The organism is Nocardia sp. XZ_19_385 (assembly GCF_015355755.1).
In the GTDB taxonomy this organism is placed as follows: Bacteria; Actinomycetota; Actinomycetes; order Mycobacteriales; family Mycobacteriaceae; genus Nocardia.
On record NZ_JACVEE010000007.1, the window covers coordinates 86,602 to 102,483 of the forward strand.

A 15,882-nucleotide genomic window follows, 5' to 3' on the forward strand; every position below is an offset into this window, starting at 1 on the left:
TATGTCATGGCGCACTTGCCGTCCGACGCGATCGCGATCGTCGGCGTAGCCTGCCGTCTTCCCGGAGGTATCAACAGCCTCGACGACCTCTGGGCGGCGCTGTCGTCCGGTCGTGACCTGGTCGGCGAAGTCCCCCGTGATCGATTCCCGGTCGAGGACTTCGTCGATCCCCGGGGGGCTAGCCCCTCCCGCAGCTACACCGCGGCGGGCGGTTTCCTGGCCGATATCGACGGTTTCGATACATCGTTCTTCACCAGGATCTCGTCGCGGGAAGCATCCCGGATGGATCCCCAGCAGCGTTTACTGCTCGAACTGGCGGTAGAAGCTCTGGACGATGCCGCAATCGATCACGCCGAGACAGCCGGGTCGGATACCGCGGTGTTCGTCGGCTGCTCCAGCCGCGACTACGGCGAACTCCAGTCCTGCGTGCCCGAAATGGGAAACCCGTACACGATCAGCGGGTCAGCCGCCTGCAACACCGCCAACAGGGTGTCCTATTACTTCGACTGGCACGGACAGAGTGTGGCTGTCGACACTGCGTGCTCCTCGGCGCTGACCGCGTTGCATCAGGCATGCGAGCATTTGCGAGCCGGCCATTCCAAGCTCGCGCTCGCCGGTGGTGTCAACATTTTGATCAACCCGATGACGTTCGCGGGCTTCTCAGGCGCGGCCATGCTGTCGCCGAGCGGACGGTGTCGCGCCTTCTCCGCGCATGCCGACGGCTTCGTGCGAGCCGAAGGTGGTGGCCTGGTGCTGCTGAAACCCCTGGCCGATGCCATCGCCGCCGGTGACCGGATTCACGGGATGGTCCTCGCCACCGGGGTCAACAACGACGGCCGTACCCCTGGGCTGGCCGTGCCGAACGCCGCAGCGCAGGAAGATTTGTTGCGTGCGGTGTGCACCCGTGCACGTGCTCTGCCGGACGACCTGGCCTACCTCGAGGCGCACGGAACTGGAACACCAGTCGGTGACCCGGTCGAGTGCGAGGCTGTCGGTCGCGCACTGGGGTCGCCGCGCGCCACGGCACTCGCCATCGGCTCGGTCAAAAGCAATATCGGTCACCTGGAGGCCGCGGCGGGCATTGCCGGGTTGCTCAAGGCGCTGCTGGTTCTGCAGCACGGCCGGATTCCTGCCACTCTGCACGCCGAGCCGCTCAACCCAGCGATCGACTTCGACCGCTGGAATCTGCGCCCGGTGCTGCGCATCGAGCCGTTGGCGACGACCGGGCGTCGGCTGGCGGGTGTCAACTCCTTCGGGTTCGGTGGCGCGAATGCTTGTGCGCTGCTGGCGGGACCACCACAGGCGGACCGCCTCGATAGGCAGTCCGCACCCTCGGGCCGAGTGCCGGTGGTGGCCTCCGCGCGCACAGCCGAGGCGCTGCGCGCCGCGAGTGAGAGTTTCGCCGAACACCTGGCTTTCGCGTCTCCAAATGAGTTCTACGATCTGGCCTACACGTCTGCGGTGCGCCGTACCCGTCACGAGTTGCGCACCGTGGTACTTGCACGCAATCCCACCGAGGCGGCCGAAGCTTTCTATGGTGCGGCGCGCGGAGATTCTCCGGCTGCGACCGCCATCGCGGTACACGCCAATCCGGGGAAAGTCGCATTTGTGTTCTCCGGCAACGGATCGCAATGGCACGGTATGGGCGTCGAACTGCTGGCTGCTGAGCCCGTCTTTCGCGCGGCAATCGAGGAAATCGATGCCGAACTGGCACCGTTACTCGGCTGGTCGGTCCGCGACGAACTGGTCGCCGAGGAATCCAGAATCGCCCGTACCGAGATCGCGCAGCCGCTGCTGTTCGCTGTGCAACTCGGCTTGGTGCGGCTGCTGGAGGCCGGCGGCATCCGTCCGGACGCGGTTCTCGGGCACAGTGTGGGCGAGATTGCCGCCGCATACGTCTGTGGCGCAACGGATTTGACGACCGCCTGCCGAGTTGTGTTCGAGCGCAGCCGCGCTCAAGCGCGCACTGCGGGAAAAGGGCGAATGGCTGCTGTTGGACTCTCCCGTGAGGATGCGCTGGCCGAACTGAGCACCTACGAGGGCCGGTTGGAATTGGCGGGAGTCAACAGCCACCGAGACGTCACAGTTTCTGGTGCTGCCGATGCGCTCAGCGACCTCGGTCGGGAACTGGCCGGGCGCGAAATCTTCTTCCGCGAACTGGGTCTCGACTACGGGTTCCACAGCGCTGCGATGAACGAGCTCGAACTCGACTTGCGCACTTCCCTTGCCGATCTCGCCCCCGGTCCGGCGCGCGCCGTTTTCTATTCCACGGTGACCGGTGCACAGCTGAACGGCGAACGGCTGGATGCCGAGTACTGGTGGCGCAATATCCGGGAACCGGTGCTGTTCTGCGAGGCAGTCGAGACCGCTGCTGCGAACGGCTGCGGCATCTTCGTCGAGGTCGGTCCCCACGCGGTGCTCGCCTCGTACCTGCGCCATACCGCACCCGCTGCCGTCGTGATCCCCACCGCCCGGCGCATGAAGGACGGTCCCGGCGATATCGGGCGCACCGTGGCAACGGTGCTGGCTGCCGGAGCGCGGCCCGGCACCGAATACTTTCCCCGCCCTGGCGGCCTTGTCCAGATGCCCAGCTATCCCTGGCAACGTGAGCGGCACTGGGTCGGAACACCCGACGATTGGTGCCGCGTCCCGCAGAATCGGTCGTTTGTCCACCCATTGCTCGGTCGGCGCGTCGCTGTCGCTGAACCCGCCTGGCATCAAATCGTCAGTTCGCAACGACTGCCCTGGTTGCGCGACCATCGTGTAGACGGCGCAGTGGTCATGCCCGGCGCGGCGTATCTGGAGGCGGCGCTCGCCGTGGGACGGGTTACTTTCGGTGTGGCGGCCGAGGTTACCGACCTGGACATCGTGCGGGCTCTGGTGCTTTCCAGCGATCGCGACGGCACCGAGTTGCTGCAGACCTCGCTTTCGGAGGAAGACGGGGTTGTCCGAATCGCCTCTCGCGGTGAACAGTCCACCGAGTGGCGGACCCATGCCCGCGCCCGAGTGCGCCGCCTGCTCGGCTCCTCTCCCGCGCGGTTGGACCTCGCCGCTGTGCTCGATCGTCCCGAGCTTCAGCGGGCCGACGCCGAACTGCACTACAGCGAAATGAACCGGGTGGGCCTCGACTATGGTCGCCATTTCCAGGTGCTCACCGAATTGCTGGTGGGCGTGGACGAGGTGCTCGCGGCCTACACCTATGAGAGCGCGACGCTCGATGAATACGAAGCGCATCCGGTGGTATTGGATGGTGCGCTACAAGCCGTCGCGCCACTGTTGGGCGGGCTGCACGATGCGTCGATGTACGTGCCGATCGCGATCGGCGCGGCACGAGTGTGGCGACGCCCCGTCGTACAGGGATGGATCTTCACCCGCGTGACGTGCCGCGATGCTCGGGATGTCGTGTGCGACATCACGATCACCGACCCTGATGGGGAGGTCGTGGCGGAGCTGACCGGCTGCCGGATGCACGGCGTCACCGCCGGGGGCGCCGATTCAACGCAAACTCTCGAGCAGGTGCTCCGGGCTGCACCGCCGCCCCGTACAGCGGGTGCGGGACCAGTCGGGCTGCCCGCTCCGGCCGAGATGGTGGCTGCGACCATCGGTGAACGTGCCGAACTGTCGGCCGGATACGACGATCGCTATCCCGCGTTCGCCCGGCGGCTCCAGGAGGTGTTCACGCACTGGGTAGTGCGCGCGTTCCAGCAATTGCTCTCCGGCGCTGCGGTATTCGACCAAGATCTGCTGATCATGGCAGGCGTTCGGCCGGAGCACATTCGATACGCGCTGCTGTTGGCAAGTATGGCCGAGCGAACACGGCTGCTGGAGCAGATCGACGGCGCGCAGCGCTGGCGCGTCCGCAACCTGCCGCAGCCGCAGGAGACCACCCGACGCTGTGCGGCGGACTTCCCCGAGTGGATTTCCGCGCTGGCCGTGTACAGCCGGTGTGGCATGCACCTGCCGGATCTGCTGCGCGGAACCGCCGACGCGGTCGAGCTGCTGCTGGACGCGGAAGTCGATCGGGACCATGTCGAATCGGTCTACAGCGGCTCACCACCGATAGTGCTGCACAACCGATACCTGCGTAGCCTGCTGCGAGCGGCAATAGCCGAGTGGCCGGCCGACCGGCCACTCCGAATTCTCGAGGTCGGTGCGGGCACGGGCGCGTGCACGGCCGAAGTGTTACCCATCTTGGCGCCGCAGCTCACCACGTACACCTACACCGATGTCACGGCGAACTTGTTCCCGCGCGCTCAATCACGTTTCAGCGCTTACGATTTCATCGAATACCGCACGCTCGACCTGGGCAAGGAGCCGGTAGATCAAGACTTTCCCCCGAGAGCATACGACGTCGTCATCGCGTCGAACGCACTGCACGCCACCAGCGGTCTCCGGGACACGGTGCGTAGGGTCGGCGCGCTCCTGGCCGACGGGGGCTGCTTATTCGCCGTGGAGTGTCACGACGAACAGATCCTTGCTCCTTGCTTCGGACTGTTCCCGAATTTCTGGGATTTCGCCGATCCGGATCTGCGATCGACACCGCTGTTGCCGGTACAGGATTGGCCGCCGCTGTTGGCGGACGGCGACTTCGATGCCGTCGTCCAGGTGGGGAGCGCGATCGAGACCCCGAGCGGCGGCTTTTCGGTGACCGTCGCGCGGCACCGCGGTGTGTCCCAGACTGCTGCCGACCTTCCGGCGGCCGGGGCTATGACCGGCAGTTGGCATATCATCACCGACGGTCCCGACGAGGGCATTGGCGCGGCTCTCGCCAAGGAGTTGACGACTCTCGGGGCCGACGCGCTTGTCGTCAAGGGTGAGGCTGCCGGGCAGCGGATCTGGGCGGATGGATTCGCAAGTGGACGGTCGCCACAGGGTGTCGTGCTATTCCTCGGCGCCGAACCTGGTGCCAACGGCGGCGATCCGGTGGCGACTGAGGTCCGGCGGGCCGGGCTGATCCGTGCGGCCGCGGCGGCTCTCGGTGCCGAGCCGGATACGACTCCGGCGCTGTGGCTGGTGACTGATCCGACCGGATTGTTTCCCGCCCCCGATGGTCCGGCGGGGGGCGGTGCCGGCGTGTGGGGCGTCGGCAGGGTTCTTGCCAACGAACGACCCAGCCTGAAGGTGCACAGGTTGTCGCTGGTGCGGTCGGACGATCCGGTCGCCGACGCTCTCCGTGTGTTGAGCGAGCTTTGCGAATCCGGCGACGAGGATGAGGTAGTCCTCACCGCGGCAGGTCGTTTCGTACCCCGGACGGTCGCAGTCGCGCCCAGCTTCGCATCGACGGATCCGGATCGGTGGTACGCCCTCCGGTTACGTGAGCAGCGGTCGCCGGACTGCCGTTTGATGTGGACTCCGAGAGAACCAGCGCAGCCCGGCCCCGGTGAAGTGATCGTGAAGGTGCGCGCGGCGGCCCTGAATTACCGGGACGTGTTGCTGGCGGCCGGAATGCTGCCACCTGGTGCCGAACCGCCGGTGCGCGGCGGTCCAGCGCTCGGCCTGGAATGCGCGGGTGATGTAGTCGCCGTCGGCGCAGAAGTTACGACACCCGCGGTGGGCGACCGCGTCTTCGCGCTCGGACAGGGCACGATGGCCTCCCACGTCCGGGTTCGGGCAGAGCAGACCGGGCGCATACCCGAGGGCATGCGATATGCGGACGCGACGACGCTGCCCGCGGTCTATCTCACCGTGCAGTACAGCTTGGAAGACTTGGCACGGCTGGCACCCGGCGAGACTGTTTTGGTTCATGGCGGGGCGGGTGGTATCGGGCTCGCTACTCTGCGCTTCGCCCAGAATGTGGGAGCCCGAGTAATCGCGACCGCCGGGTCGCCCACCAAACGGGATCTGTTACGCGTGCTCGGCGCCGAGCATGTGCTGGACTCCCGCAACCTGACCTTCGAGTCCGAGGTGCTGGCCTGCACCGAGGGGCGTGGCGTCGATGTTGTAGTCAATTCCCTTGCCGGGGAGGCGATCTCACGTGGCTTGGCATGTCTGCGGCCCGGCGGCCGCTTTGTCGAGCTAGGAAAGCGCGATATCTACACCAACCAGCCGCTGCTGCTGCGCCCCTTCCGCAACAACCTGTCCTATTTCGGCGTGGATATCACCCGCTTGGCGGCGGACTCGCCCCACCTGGCCGCCGAAGCCTTCGAGCGCCTCGCCCAGCGGGCCGGGACCGGTCAGTATTCGCCTCTGCCGCACCAGCTTTACCCAGCAGCGCGGATCGGCAATGCCCTGCATGCCCTGCGCCATTCGCGCCATATCGGCAAGGTTGTCGTCACATTCGAAGACGGCGACCCGGTTCCGGTCCACCAACCCGACCGGCCCCTGAGTCTTGATCCGGAGGCGACCTATCTGGTCAGCGGCGGTCTCGGGGGATTCGGCGCGGCAACGGCACGCCATCTCGCCGCGGCCGGCGCCCGCCATCTCGCCCTGATCGGCCGGCGGGGCGCGGCATCCCCGGAAGCGGGGACTTTGCTCACCGCATTGACCGCCATGAACTGTCAAGCGCGGCCCCATGCTGTCGATATCACCGATGCCGAAGCGGTCCGCCGAATTTTCGAGCAGGCCGACGCCGCCGGCCACCCGATACGTGGGGTTGTGCACGCCGCCATGGTGCTCGACGACGGCCTGCTCGAGGAGTTGACCGCCGAGCGGTTCGCCGCCGTGCTGGCCCCCAAAGTCCGTGGTGCGACGGTGCTCGACGAGCTCACCCGGGACCGGGATCTGGACTTCTTCGTCGTCTATTCTTCCGTCGCCGCGCTCGTCGGCAATATTCGTCAAGCACCCTACGCCGCCGCCAATCTCCAGCTGGAAGCGCTGATGCGATCGCGACGAGCGGCTGGACGGGCGGGGCTGGCGCTCGCCTGGGGCGGTATCGGAGAGGTCGGGTACACCGCGCGAAGAATGGCGGACACCAGCAGGCGCGCAGGCATCGGGCTGCTGCCAACGGGCACGGCCAGCACCGAATTCGACCGCTTCGTCGGCCGCGTTTCGCCAGTCGTCACAGTAGGCCAAATGAACTGGGGACTCATGGTTCAGCTGCTGCCAGCGCTGCGTAGTAAGCGGTTCGCAGGCCTGGTCCCCGAAGAAAGTGACGATCTCGGAGTAGATGTCTTCCAGGATCGATATTCGAGAGCAAGCAGCGACCGGGAACGCAACACGCTTGTGGCAGAAGCACTGACTTCGCTGGTGGCCACCACTTTGCAGACCACCCCAGAACATCTCGACCCCGCCGCGAACCTCGGTGACCTGGGCTTGGACTCGCTGATGGGTAGTGAGCTCAGGGTGGCGCTACACCGAGTATTCGACCGTGAGATTCCGGCGATGGAACTGCTGGCGGCGGGAAATATTCACGGACTCACCGACGCCGTCTCTCGGGCGCTGCGAAATTCATGACGGACAGGCACGGCATCCGGTCAGTCGTTTTCGAAGAAGAATGGTGGTGATCCGCATGGATATCGGCCGAGAACCGCGGGTATTGGTAACGACAAATCCCTTCGAATCGCATTTCCGTGGACTGGTCACACTCGTCGATACGGTTCGCGCCTACGGTCACGATGTGCGGGTTGCAGCACCCGCGGAGTGGTCGCCGTGGTTGCGTAGTACTTACGGCGTCGAAACCATCGACGCGGGCGCCCTCTGGGTCGACCTCGAATTCGATGACAGACTTTTCGGCAGTCTGATCGAACAGGGAGCGGACGCTTTCGACAGGCAGCTGTTGTCCGCGTTCGTATCCGATCGGGTTGCCTTGCGGACAGCCGAAGGCGTGATCGAATTGTCCGATACCTGGCGGCCCGATGTCGTGGTGCATGAGTGCACGGAGTTCGGCGGATATTTGGCAGCTGAAGCGCTCGGAATACCAAATATTACCGTGGATATCGGGCCGCTGCCGATCGTGCGAAAACTGCACCAGGACTTGATCAGGCCTGCATTGACCGCGCAACGAGAAAAACTGGGGCTCCCGGAGGAGCCCTCTGTACCTGGGATCCTGCGCCATCTAGCAGTCTCCCTCGCTCCGCGGGAGTTCGACCACGCAGATTTCGAGACCCCTTTGGTTCGTTATCGGCACCAGCTTCCGGTCCGCCGTGGCGAACAGCTTCCGGAGATCTTCGCTAGATTTCCTCAGGACCGGCCTATCGTCTACGTTTCGCTGGGCTCGATAGGGCCGTATTCTCCGCGATTCATGGATCGCATGACCGACCTCTACGAGGAGATTTTCATCGCTCTGGCCGAAATCAACTGCACTGCGGTGGTTTCCCTGCCGTCGCTGTATCGTAATGCATTCAGGTCATTGGCACCGCATATTCACTTATTTCCCTACATTTCGCAGTCCTTGCTGTTGCCTAATGCAGACCTATTCATCACTCATGGCGGGCTGAACTCGATACGCGACACTCTCACTTGCGGTGTGCCGCAGCTGCTCATGCCTTTCTTCGCGGATCACCCCGGGAACGCGGCGCGGTGCGAATCTCTCGGGACCGGAATCCGCGTCGATCCGATGTCGGTGCAGGCAGCAGAGATCCACGCTTCCTGCGAGAAAATACTTCAGGACGATGACTATCGAGCAGTTGCGAAATCGCTGAAGCGACACATGTGGGCGCTGCCACCGCAGAGCGCTTTTGTCGACGACCTGCTCCACCTCATCCCGGCGAACGCACGTGGGGAGTAGACGGATGACCGACAGGGAAGATCTGCTGAGCAGGATACGAGAGTTTCACAACAGGGCCGAAGAGCGTCGCTTCGTCGCGGGAATCACCGAAATCCAATCCTCTGGCGCCTGCCTCGACGCCGACGACAAGACCGCACTGGCCGAGGCTGCATTGGATATGCGTATCGCGGGCGGAATAGTTACTCGAAAATTTGAAACCGCATTCGCCCGAAAGCTTGGAATGCGGAAGGCTCGGCTCACGAACTCCGGCTCGTCGGCGAATCTATTGGCGCTGACCACGTTAACCGCTGCGGAGCTCGAAGATGCTCGACTCCAGCCGGGAGACGAGGTGGTCACGGCGGCCGCCGGATTCCCAACGACGATCAACCCTATCCTGCAGAACGGTCTGAAACCGGTGTTCGTCGACATCGATTCAACTACTTACAACACGACGCCGGAGGCGGTCGAAGAAGCAATCGGACCGCGAACCCGGGCCGTAATGCTTGCCCATACTCTGGGTAACCCGTATCCGGTGGCGGAAATCTCCGAAATATGCCGCCAGCACGACCTTTTCCTGATCGAAGACAACTGTGATGCGGTCGGTTCGACATATCGGTCCCAACTCACCGGCACGTTCGGTGATCTGGCCACTGTCAGTTTCTATCCGGCGCACCACCTCACTACCGGCGAGGGCGGATGTGTCCTCACCGATAACCTCGTGATGGCCCGCGTGGTGAAATCCTTGCGGGATTGGGGACGTGATTGCTGGTGTGAGCCGGGCGAGAGCGACAAGTGTGGCAAGCGATTCAAACACCTGCTCGGTGAGCTGCCGTACGGATACGACCACAAATACATCTACTCACATATCGGGTACAACCTGAAGACAACGGACCTCCAGGCAGCACTCGGCTTATCCCAGCTGACCCGGCTGGACGACTTCTGCGCTCGGCGCCGGCATAATTGGCGACAACTACGCCAGGGACTCGATGGAATCACCTACCTGGCCATGCCGGAACCAACCCTCGGAAGTGACCCGAGTTGGTTCGGCTTCGCTATGACGGTCATGCCCGACGCTCCTTTCGGTCGCATCGATATCGTCAACTTCCTGGAAGGGCGGCGGATCGCAACCCGGGGACTGTTCGCCGGAAATCTGCTGCGCCATCCGGCCTACTCGGGCATCGCCTGTCGCATCGCCGCGAACTTGACGAACAGCGATTACGTTGCGGAGAACACCTTTTGGGTAGGTGTATACCCTGAAATAACCGATGAGATGACCGATTACGTGATCGCGTCGATCCGAGAATTCGTCTCCGGGTATCGGAAGGCGGCGGCGTGGACGCCCGCGAAAACTGTGGAGGAGAAGGCTTGACCAGGTTGGTCGTCACCGGTGCGGACGGACTTCTGGGCAGTCGAATTGCGAGTCCGGTCAGTCCTTTCCAGGGTGATACACGACCGGTTCTCGGGTACGGATCAAAATCTCTCGACATTACCGACTGGGTGGCACTGAAAGACACCATTTCGCCGGGCGATTTAGTCATCAACTGCGCTGCCTACACCGATGTCGATGCCGCCGAGACCGAGTCCCAGGAAGCCTTTCGGGTCAACGCTCTCGGTCCGAAGCTGTTGGCACGCGCATGCGCACGAGCCCGGGCAAGGCTGGTCCATATCTCGACCGCTTATGTATTCGATGGCGCGACGGCCGGGCAGTGGGAGACAGGGTCGCCGGTGGCACCGCTGAGTGTCTACGGGAGATCCAAACTGGCTGGTGAAAGAGCCGTCCGAGCAGAGTCGCCAGACGCACTGATTGTCCGCACGATGTGGTTATACGCGGGGATCGACGGGGATTTTCCGGCGCGGTTGATTCGGAAGTGCTCGCACGGTGAGCCAGTAGCGGTTGTCAACGATCAGATCGCATCCCCAACCTACGTTGTCGATTTCGTAGCCGCATTGTTCGACCTCGTCACACACCCCGGTCCGCCGCGTCTCCTCCACGCGACGAACGGCGGGTCTGCGTCCAAATACGAGTTCGCACAGACGATCCTGAAAGAGAGCGGCCTGGACGTCGACCTGGTGAAAGTCTGTCGCACTGCAGATTTCCGAGACGCCGCAGCCAGGCCACTCAACTCCCTGCTGTCGAATTCGGCGTGGATCAATTGCGGCCTCACTCCGTTGCCACACTGGCGTGACGGACTGCGCCGCGCCATCGAGGGGGCGGGCCCAGCCTAGGTTCGCACCCGTGCCGCCGGGCCCTCGACCGACCGGACAATGTGTTCACCCGTTCCGCGCGCCGCGCGCTGCCCGGATTCCCTGCGTTCGAAGGCTTTCAGTCGATGCGTGCGGGGATGTTCGGGTCTCTACAGGGTCGAGGGGCAGGACCGCCCACACGACTTTTCCGACGCCGTGCTGGCGTGTGGTGGCGCTGGCGATCGCGGTGCCGGCGATCAGTTGCAGGTCGTGCGGGTCAGTACCAACGGTGGGCAGGGTGGGATCGGGTCACTGACCGCGACGATCAGCAGGTCACCGCGCGGCTCCCGGATACAGGCCTCTGGCATACGAAACCCCGGTCCTCCCACGCCGTTGGCACGCATGTTCGAGTGGTGGCCGGGCGGGCCCGGCTGCATCAATCGGGGCTGTCGTTCCGGGCTGCGGAGCCGCCAGGAATAATTCGTATTCGCTTTGCGGGACAGATAGTTCGCGATGCGGCAGCAGGAGCAGTGCGGGCGGGAAGCCTGGACAGGGCGTGACGAGCGGGCCGTCCGGGCCTTGTGGGTAGCGGCGCACCCATGCCCGGATCGTGGGTGTGTTGAGGCTGGGCAGGTAGCGCACGGCGTGGTCCCAACTAACAACCCTCGGCAGCATCGCGTGCCCGGTTCGTTGCTGGTAGATCTGTTGTGTGGTGGTGGATTGTGCTGTGGCCGAGCTGGATTCGTTGATGGACAGGATCGGGGGCCGGTTTACGCGTCGAGCCGCGGGTGCGGGCGGGTGAGTATGTTTCGGGTCTGGTCGCGGGTTTAGAACGTAAGAACGGATGGACCCTCGCCGAACGCTCTGGTCGGCGAGCGCTCCGGATGGGATGCAGCGACTGCTGCGCGCGGCGGACTGGGACCACGAGGGTGTGCGTGACGACGTGCGTGACTACGTCGTCGAACGCCTCGGCGACCCCGGCGCGGTGCTAGCTGGTGACGAGACCGGATTCCTGAAGAAGGGCGTGAAATCGGTTGGGGTGCCCTCGTGGCAGCGGCTCTCGGTCGGTGCCGGCGCGCACGGTCCGCGCGGATTCGACTGGGCCCACCGACAGATCGAGGGCACCTGGAAGAGCGGGCGCGGGCACTGGCTGCTGGCCCGGCGCAGCATCAGCAACCCCGCTGAGATCGCTTACTACCTCTGCTACGGCCCGGCCACTACCAGGCTGGTAGATCTGGCCTGGACTGCCGGATCGCGCTGGCACGTGGAAGAAGCGTTTCAGCAGGCCAAAGGGGAGGCCGGGCTCGATCACTACCAGGTCCGCAAATGGCGCGCCTGGTATGCCCACATCACCCTGTCGATGCTCGCCATTGCCTGACTCGCGGCCACGAAAACCCTTGCCGCAAAAGAGAACCAACGACCTCGATGAGGGCATGATCGCCCTCACGCTACCGGAGATCCGCCGCCTACTCATCGCGTTCGTCCTCACCCCGGTCCATGCCGCCGACCACATCTGGGCCTGGTCACGCTGGCCACGACGCCGACAACACCAAGCCCGGCTCTCGCACTACCGGCGACGCGGCCACCCACCCGAGTGCAGTTGCAGTACTAGCACGACAGTGGTATTTCGTTGTTTCATAATCGGTTTCGTTGTTGGCGGAGTTGGCGGGCGTGGTCTTGATGGCGTCGTCTCCAGTAGGACGCCGCCAGGGCGTGGGTGAGTGTGCGGGCTGGGTGTAGGACTATCGCCAGGAGACGGCGGATGTCGGCGACTGTGAGTGGGCCCAACCCGCGTGGGCTTTTGGGTCGGTGGCCGCGGTGACGGCGAGGAAGGCGTGGGCCAGCATCGCGAGGGTGATGTGGCGGTACCAGGGTTCCCATTTCCGAACCTGGTAGTGGTCGAGGCCACATTGGTCCTTGGCGGCTTGGAAGCATTCCTCGACCGCCCATCTGGCTCCGGCGACCGCGACGACCTGTTCGCGGTGACGGTGGCGGGGTGGAAACACAGGTAGTAGGCGATATCGGTCAGGTCATCGAGGGATCTGCGAGCCAGCAGGGTCCGCGCGTATCCGGCGGGGAGGTCCCCGAAATGCGGGAGGGTGGCCCACGCCCAGTCGTATACGCGTTCTCCGCGCACGCCGAGTCCGGCCGAGACCCGATGCCAGGCGTCGCCCGGTGCACGCCCGACCAGGGTGTCGACGCGTCGGCGACCGTCCAGATCGGTCACCGTTTGACGCACCGGCACTTCCAGAACGTAGGACAGGCGGCGGGCCTCACAGAATGCCCGGAACTTACCGTCGCGCCCGTAAGCGGCGTCCGCGGCCACCCACCCCGCGCTCACTCCGGCGTCCAGGGTCCGGGCGATCATCGTCTCCGCAAGCCTGGGCTTCGTTAAAAGTCCCTCTTCGCAACGGATTTCAGGAATTCCCGCCTCGGTGCACCGGTCGATGTCACCGATCCACGACTCGGGCAGGTAGAGCTCCCTGTCGATCAGCGCCCGACCCGAACGCCCGGCATAGGCCAAGAACACCCCCAGTTGAGAATTTTCCACACGCCCGGCGGTACCGGAATACTGGCGTTGTACCCCTGCCGACTTCACCCCCTTCTTCAAGAATGCGGTCTCGTCCGGCACCAGAACACCATCCGGGCAGGCCAAAGCCTCGGCCACATACGAGCGCACACAATCGCGCAGCTCGTCGGCATCCCAGCGCGACCGATTCAGAAAGTGCTGCAACCGGCCGGGATCGACCTCCCCCGCGGCCTCGGACAACTGCCAGGTGTTCTTGCGCTCCACAGGCGCCAGCAACCCCGTCAGATACGCCCGCGCCCACAGCCGCGGCTCCGCCCGATAGAACACCCCCGCCACCCGAGCGAACACCTCGTCGAAACCCGCCCGCCACGCCGAAACATCTTCGGCCACAACATCACCCAACACGGACGACAAAATACAACAACATCAGACATACTGCAGCGCAACGAAATACCACTGTCGTGCTAGTCCGCCCTGCCCTGTTCCACGAACACGACCATCGAGATCGCAGGAGCGCGCAGGGAGGCTACGTCGGGCCGCCAGCTTTCCCTCGCGAGTGCGCTGCTGCGAAGACTGCTGCACGGCAGCGTGTTCGGATTTGTGGCAGCTCGTTCAAGGCGTGCCAGTGGACAGGAGCGCTGCGCTAGCGCCGGTTAGCTATCCGCCGCGTCGGGATTGAAGTAGCTGCGCCACGCGTGGTGTGCGGCGATGCTGCGAAGGAGGGGAGCGACGAGAGACTCCGCCACGGCTCGGGGATCGCGGGTGAGGTCGAGCAGCGTTGCTTCGGTGGCCCGCTCGTAGGTCTCGGCAGTGAAGATTGACCCCTCCCGGCCAAAATCCCGATTTGCGAGGGTCCAGGACTGGGCTCCCCGAAGCCCGGTGATGACCAAACCGATCCGCCACGTGCCGGTGAATCCGTAGCGCTCCGCGACCTGCGCGGCCACGCGCACCAGCAGGTCGGTGTTACCGATGATCAAGGTTTCGAAGATAACCTCCGTCGGTGGCGGCTGTGGCGCGACATGGGTGAATGTCAGTGTTTCGACAGCGCGCTCGGAGGCCAGCAGAAGTGATCCGTCTTCGTGAAAGCTGAGTTCGGCTGCCTTCTGCTCGCCCTGCCAGCGCCCGTTGTACATGCCGGTCGTCAGAGCGACCGCGTTGGCCCGGCGTCCGAAGCCGCTGGCATCGGCCAGAGTTGGGGAGTAGCCTCCGTGCTCAGGTTTCGCAGCCGAGCGCACGAGTTGGAGCACTCCTTCGTGCCAGTCTGCCGGGTCGGTTAGTGGCACCAAGAGATCGTCAGGGGCACCGAGGGGTTCGGCGAGGATGGCCAAGATCGAGTTGCGGCCCTTGCGCGGGCCGAGCTCGGCGATGGCGCGGTGGGTGTTGGCGATGATGTCGCTGCGCCCGCCGAGTCGGCGTTGGTGCAGTCGCAGGACTTCTTCCTGAGGCAGGACGCGATTCTTCTTGTCGCCGCGCCCGTAGTAGCGGCCGTCGACCATGTGCGGGGCGCGCGGCGACTGGGGGATGTGGACGATGAGGTAGCCGAAACCGGGTTTGCGGGCAGCGTCGATACGGGTCGTGGTGACCTGGACCGCTTCGTGCACAGCCGTGGCGGCGATGCTTTCGATGCGTTCGGGCAGGCCGGCCAGCTCGATCGGCCACAGGCTCAGGGCGCCCTGTTCGTCCTCATCGATGCCGATGACGATGATGCCGCCGTCGAGAGCGAAAGCCGCGATGTCACAGGCGATCTTGCCATTGGCGGACTTTCTGGGGTCCAGCGTGCGCTTCAGGTCGAGGTAGTGAGTTTCCTCGAGTAACCCGTTGTCGAGCGCAGTGGAAAGTTCAACCTCGGTGCGGGGGCTCCAAAGTGATCCGGTGTGCGTCACGAGGGTGCAGCGTAGCGGCGGGGTCTGCCTGCAAACAGCGATTTTCGCTGCAACACGCGTAGGAGTAAGGGTCCTGGCTGAAAAGATCTGAGTTCAATGGCGCGCCAGTGGTTTTCGTGGGGACAAACTACCTCGGGAGGTCGCGGCTCTGTGCACCGTCGTCGCCGAAATCGTCGAACGGCAAGTTGGCCTCACCGCGTGGAGGGTTACCGGAGCGACGTCGGGATGGCTTGGTGAGGGTGAGTTCGCTGGGGGAGAAGGCGAGGGTGTCGTTCAACCCGGCGGGGCGCACGCGTAAGGAGTCGGGTTCGGAGAGGTCGGCGACGGCGACCACCTTGCCGGATCGGCCTTCGACCATGCCGGCCGCAGCCTCGGTGAAGTAGACACGGGGCGCTCGTCCAGATTCGATTGCCGTGGCGATTACCTGGATCTGGTTGTCAGACAACGAGGTCGGCATGATGTCCTCCGGCACAAATCGGCTGTCCTATAGAGGATGCCCGACAGCACCGACATCATGTTTGGCGGTCGCTCTGGCTCGGTGCTCGCGACGAATCGGCGACCGAAAGGCGGGGCTTAACGCCGGCATCGTCCTGGGGCCTCGGGCCAGCCTGCCCGGACCCACCTTCGCGCGACGCTCCGCA

At 64.5% G+C, this 15,882-nt stretch carries 6 protein-coding genes and 2 pseudogenes; 5 read left to right on the forward strand and 3 right to left on the reverse strand.

Annotation, left to right across the window (positions count from 1 at the left end; all coding sequences use genetic code 11):
* Nucleotides 1-6 precede the first annotated feature (6 nt).
* The 5 genes and pseudogenes from IBX22_RS35310 (at nt 7) to IBX22_RS35330 (ending at nt 12,206) form a co-directional block, all read left to right on the forward strand.
* On the forward strand, nt 7-7,392 hold the full coding sequence (locus IBX22_RS35310; RefSeq protein ID WP_194820178.1) for a type I polyketide synthase: 7,386 nt from the start codon (nt 7-9) through the stop codon (nt 7,390-7,392).
* Nucleotides 7,393-7,447: 55 nt separating this feature from the next.
* Complete coding sequence (locus IBX22_RS35315; protein ID WP_228540148.1) at nt 7,448-8,665, forward strand: glycosyltransferase; 1,218 nt, start codon at nt 7,448-7,450, stop codon at nt 8,663-8,665.
* 4 nt (nt 8,666-8,669) lie between these two features.
* Nucleotides 8,670-10,013 (forward strand): lipopolysaccharide biosynthesis protein RfbH, encoded by a 1,344-nt coding sequence (gene rfbH, locus IBX22_RS35320; protein ID WP_194820180.1) that lies wholly within the window; start codon nt 8,670-8,672, stop codon nt 10,011-10,013.
* Complete coding sequence (gene rfbD / locus IBX22_RS35325; protein ID WP_194820181.1) at nt 10,010-10,870, forward strand: dTDP-4-dehydrorhamnose reductase; 861 nt, start codon at nt 10,010-10,012, stop codon at nt 10,868-10,870. Before rfbH ends, rfbD begins: the two co-directional genes overlap by 4 nt.
* Nucleotides 10,871-11,537: 667 nt before the next feature.
* A pseudogene (locus IBX22_RS35330) lies at nt 11,538-12,206 on the forward strand (transposase).
* A gap of 364 nt (nt 12,207-12,570) precedes the next feature.
* Here the strand turns inward: IBX22_RS35330 and IBX22_RS35335 are convergent.
* The 3 genes and pseudogenes from IBX22_RS35335 to IBX22_RS35345 form a co-directional block, all read right to left on the reverse strand.
* Nucleotides 12,571-13,763 (reverse strand): annotated as a pseudogene (locus tag IBX22_RS35335) (IS701 family transposase).
* A 248-nt stretch (nt 13,764-14,011) separates the two neighbouring features.
* A complete protein-coding gene (locus IBX22_RS35340; protein WP_194820182.1) occupies nt 14,012-15,241 on the reverse strand; it encodes a helix-turn-helix domain-containing protein in 1,230 nt (409 codons plus the stop codon).
* A gap of 127 nt (nt 15,242-15,368) precedes the next feature.
* A complete protein-coding gene (locus IBX22_RS35345; RefSeq protein WP_194820183.1) occupies nt 15,369-15,698 on the reverse strand; it encodes a hypothetical protein in 330 nt (109 codons plus the stop codon).
* Between the last annotated feature and the right edge of the window lie 184 nt (nt 15,699-15,882).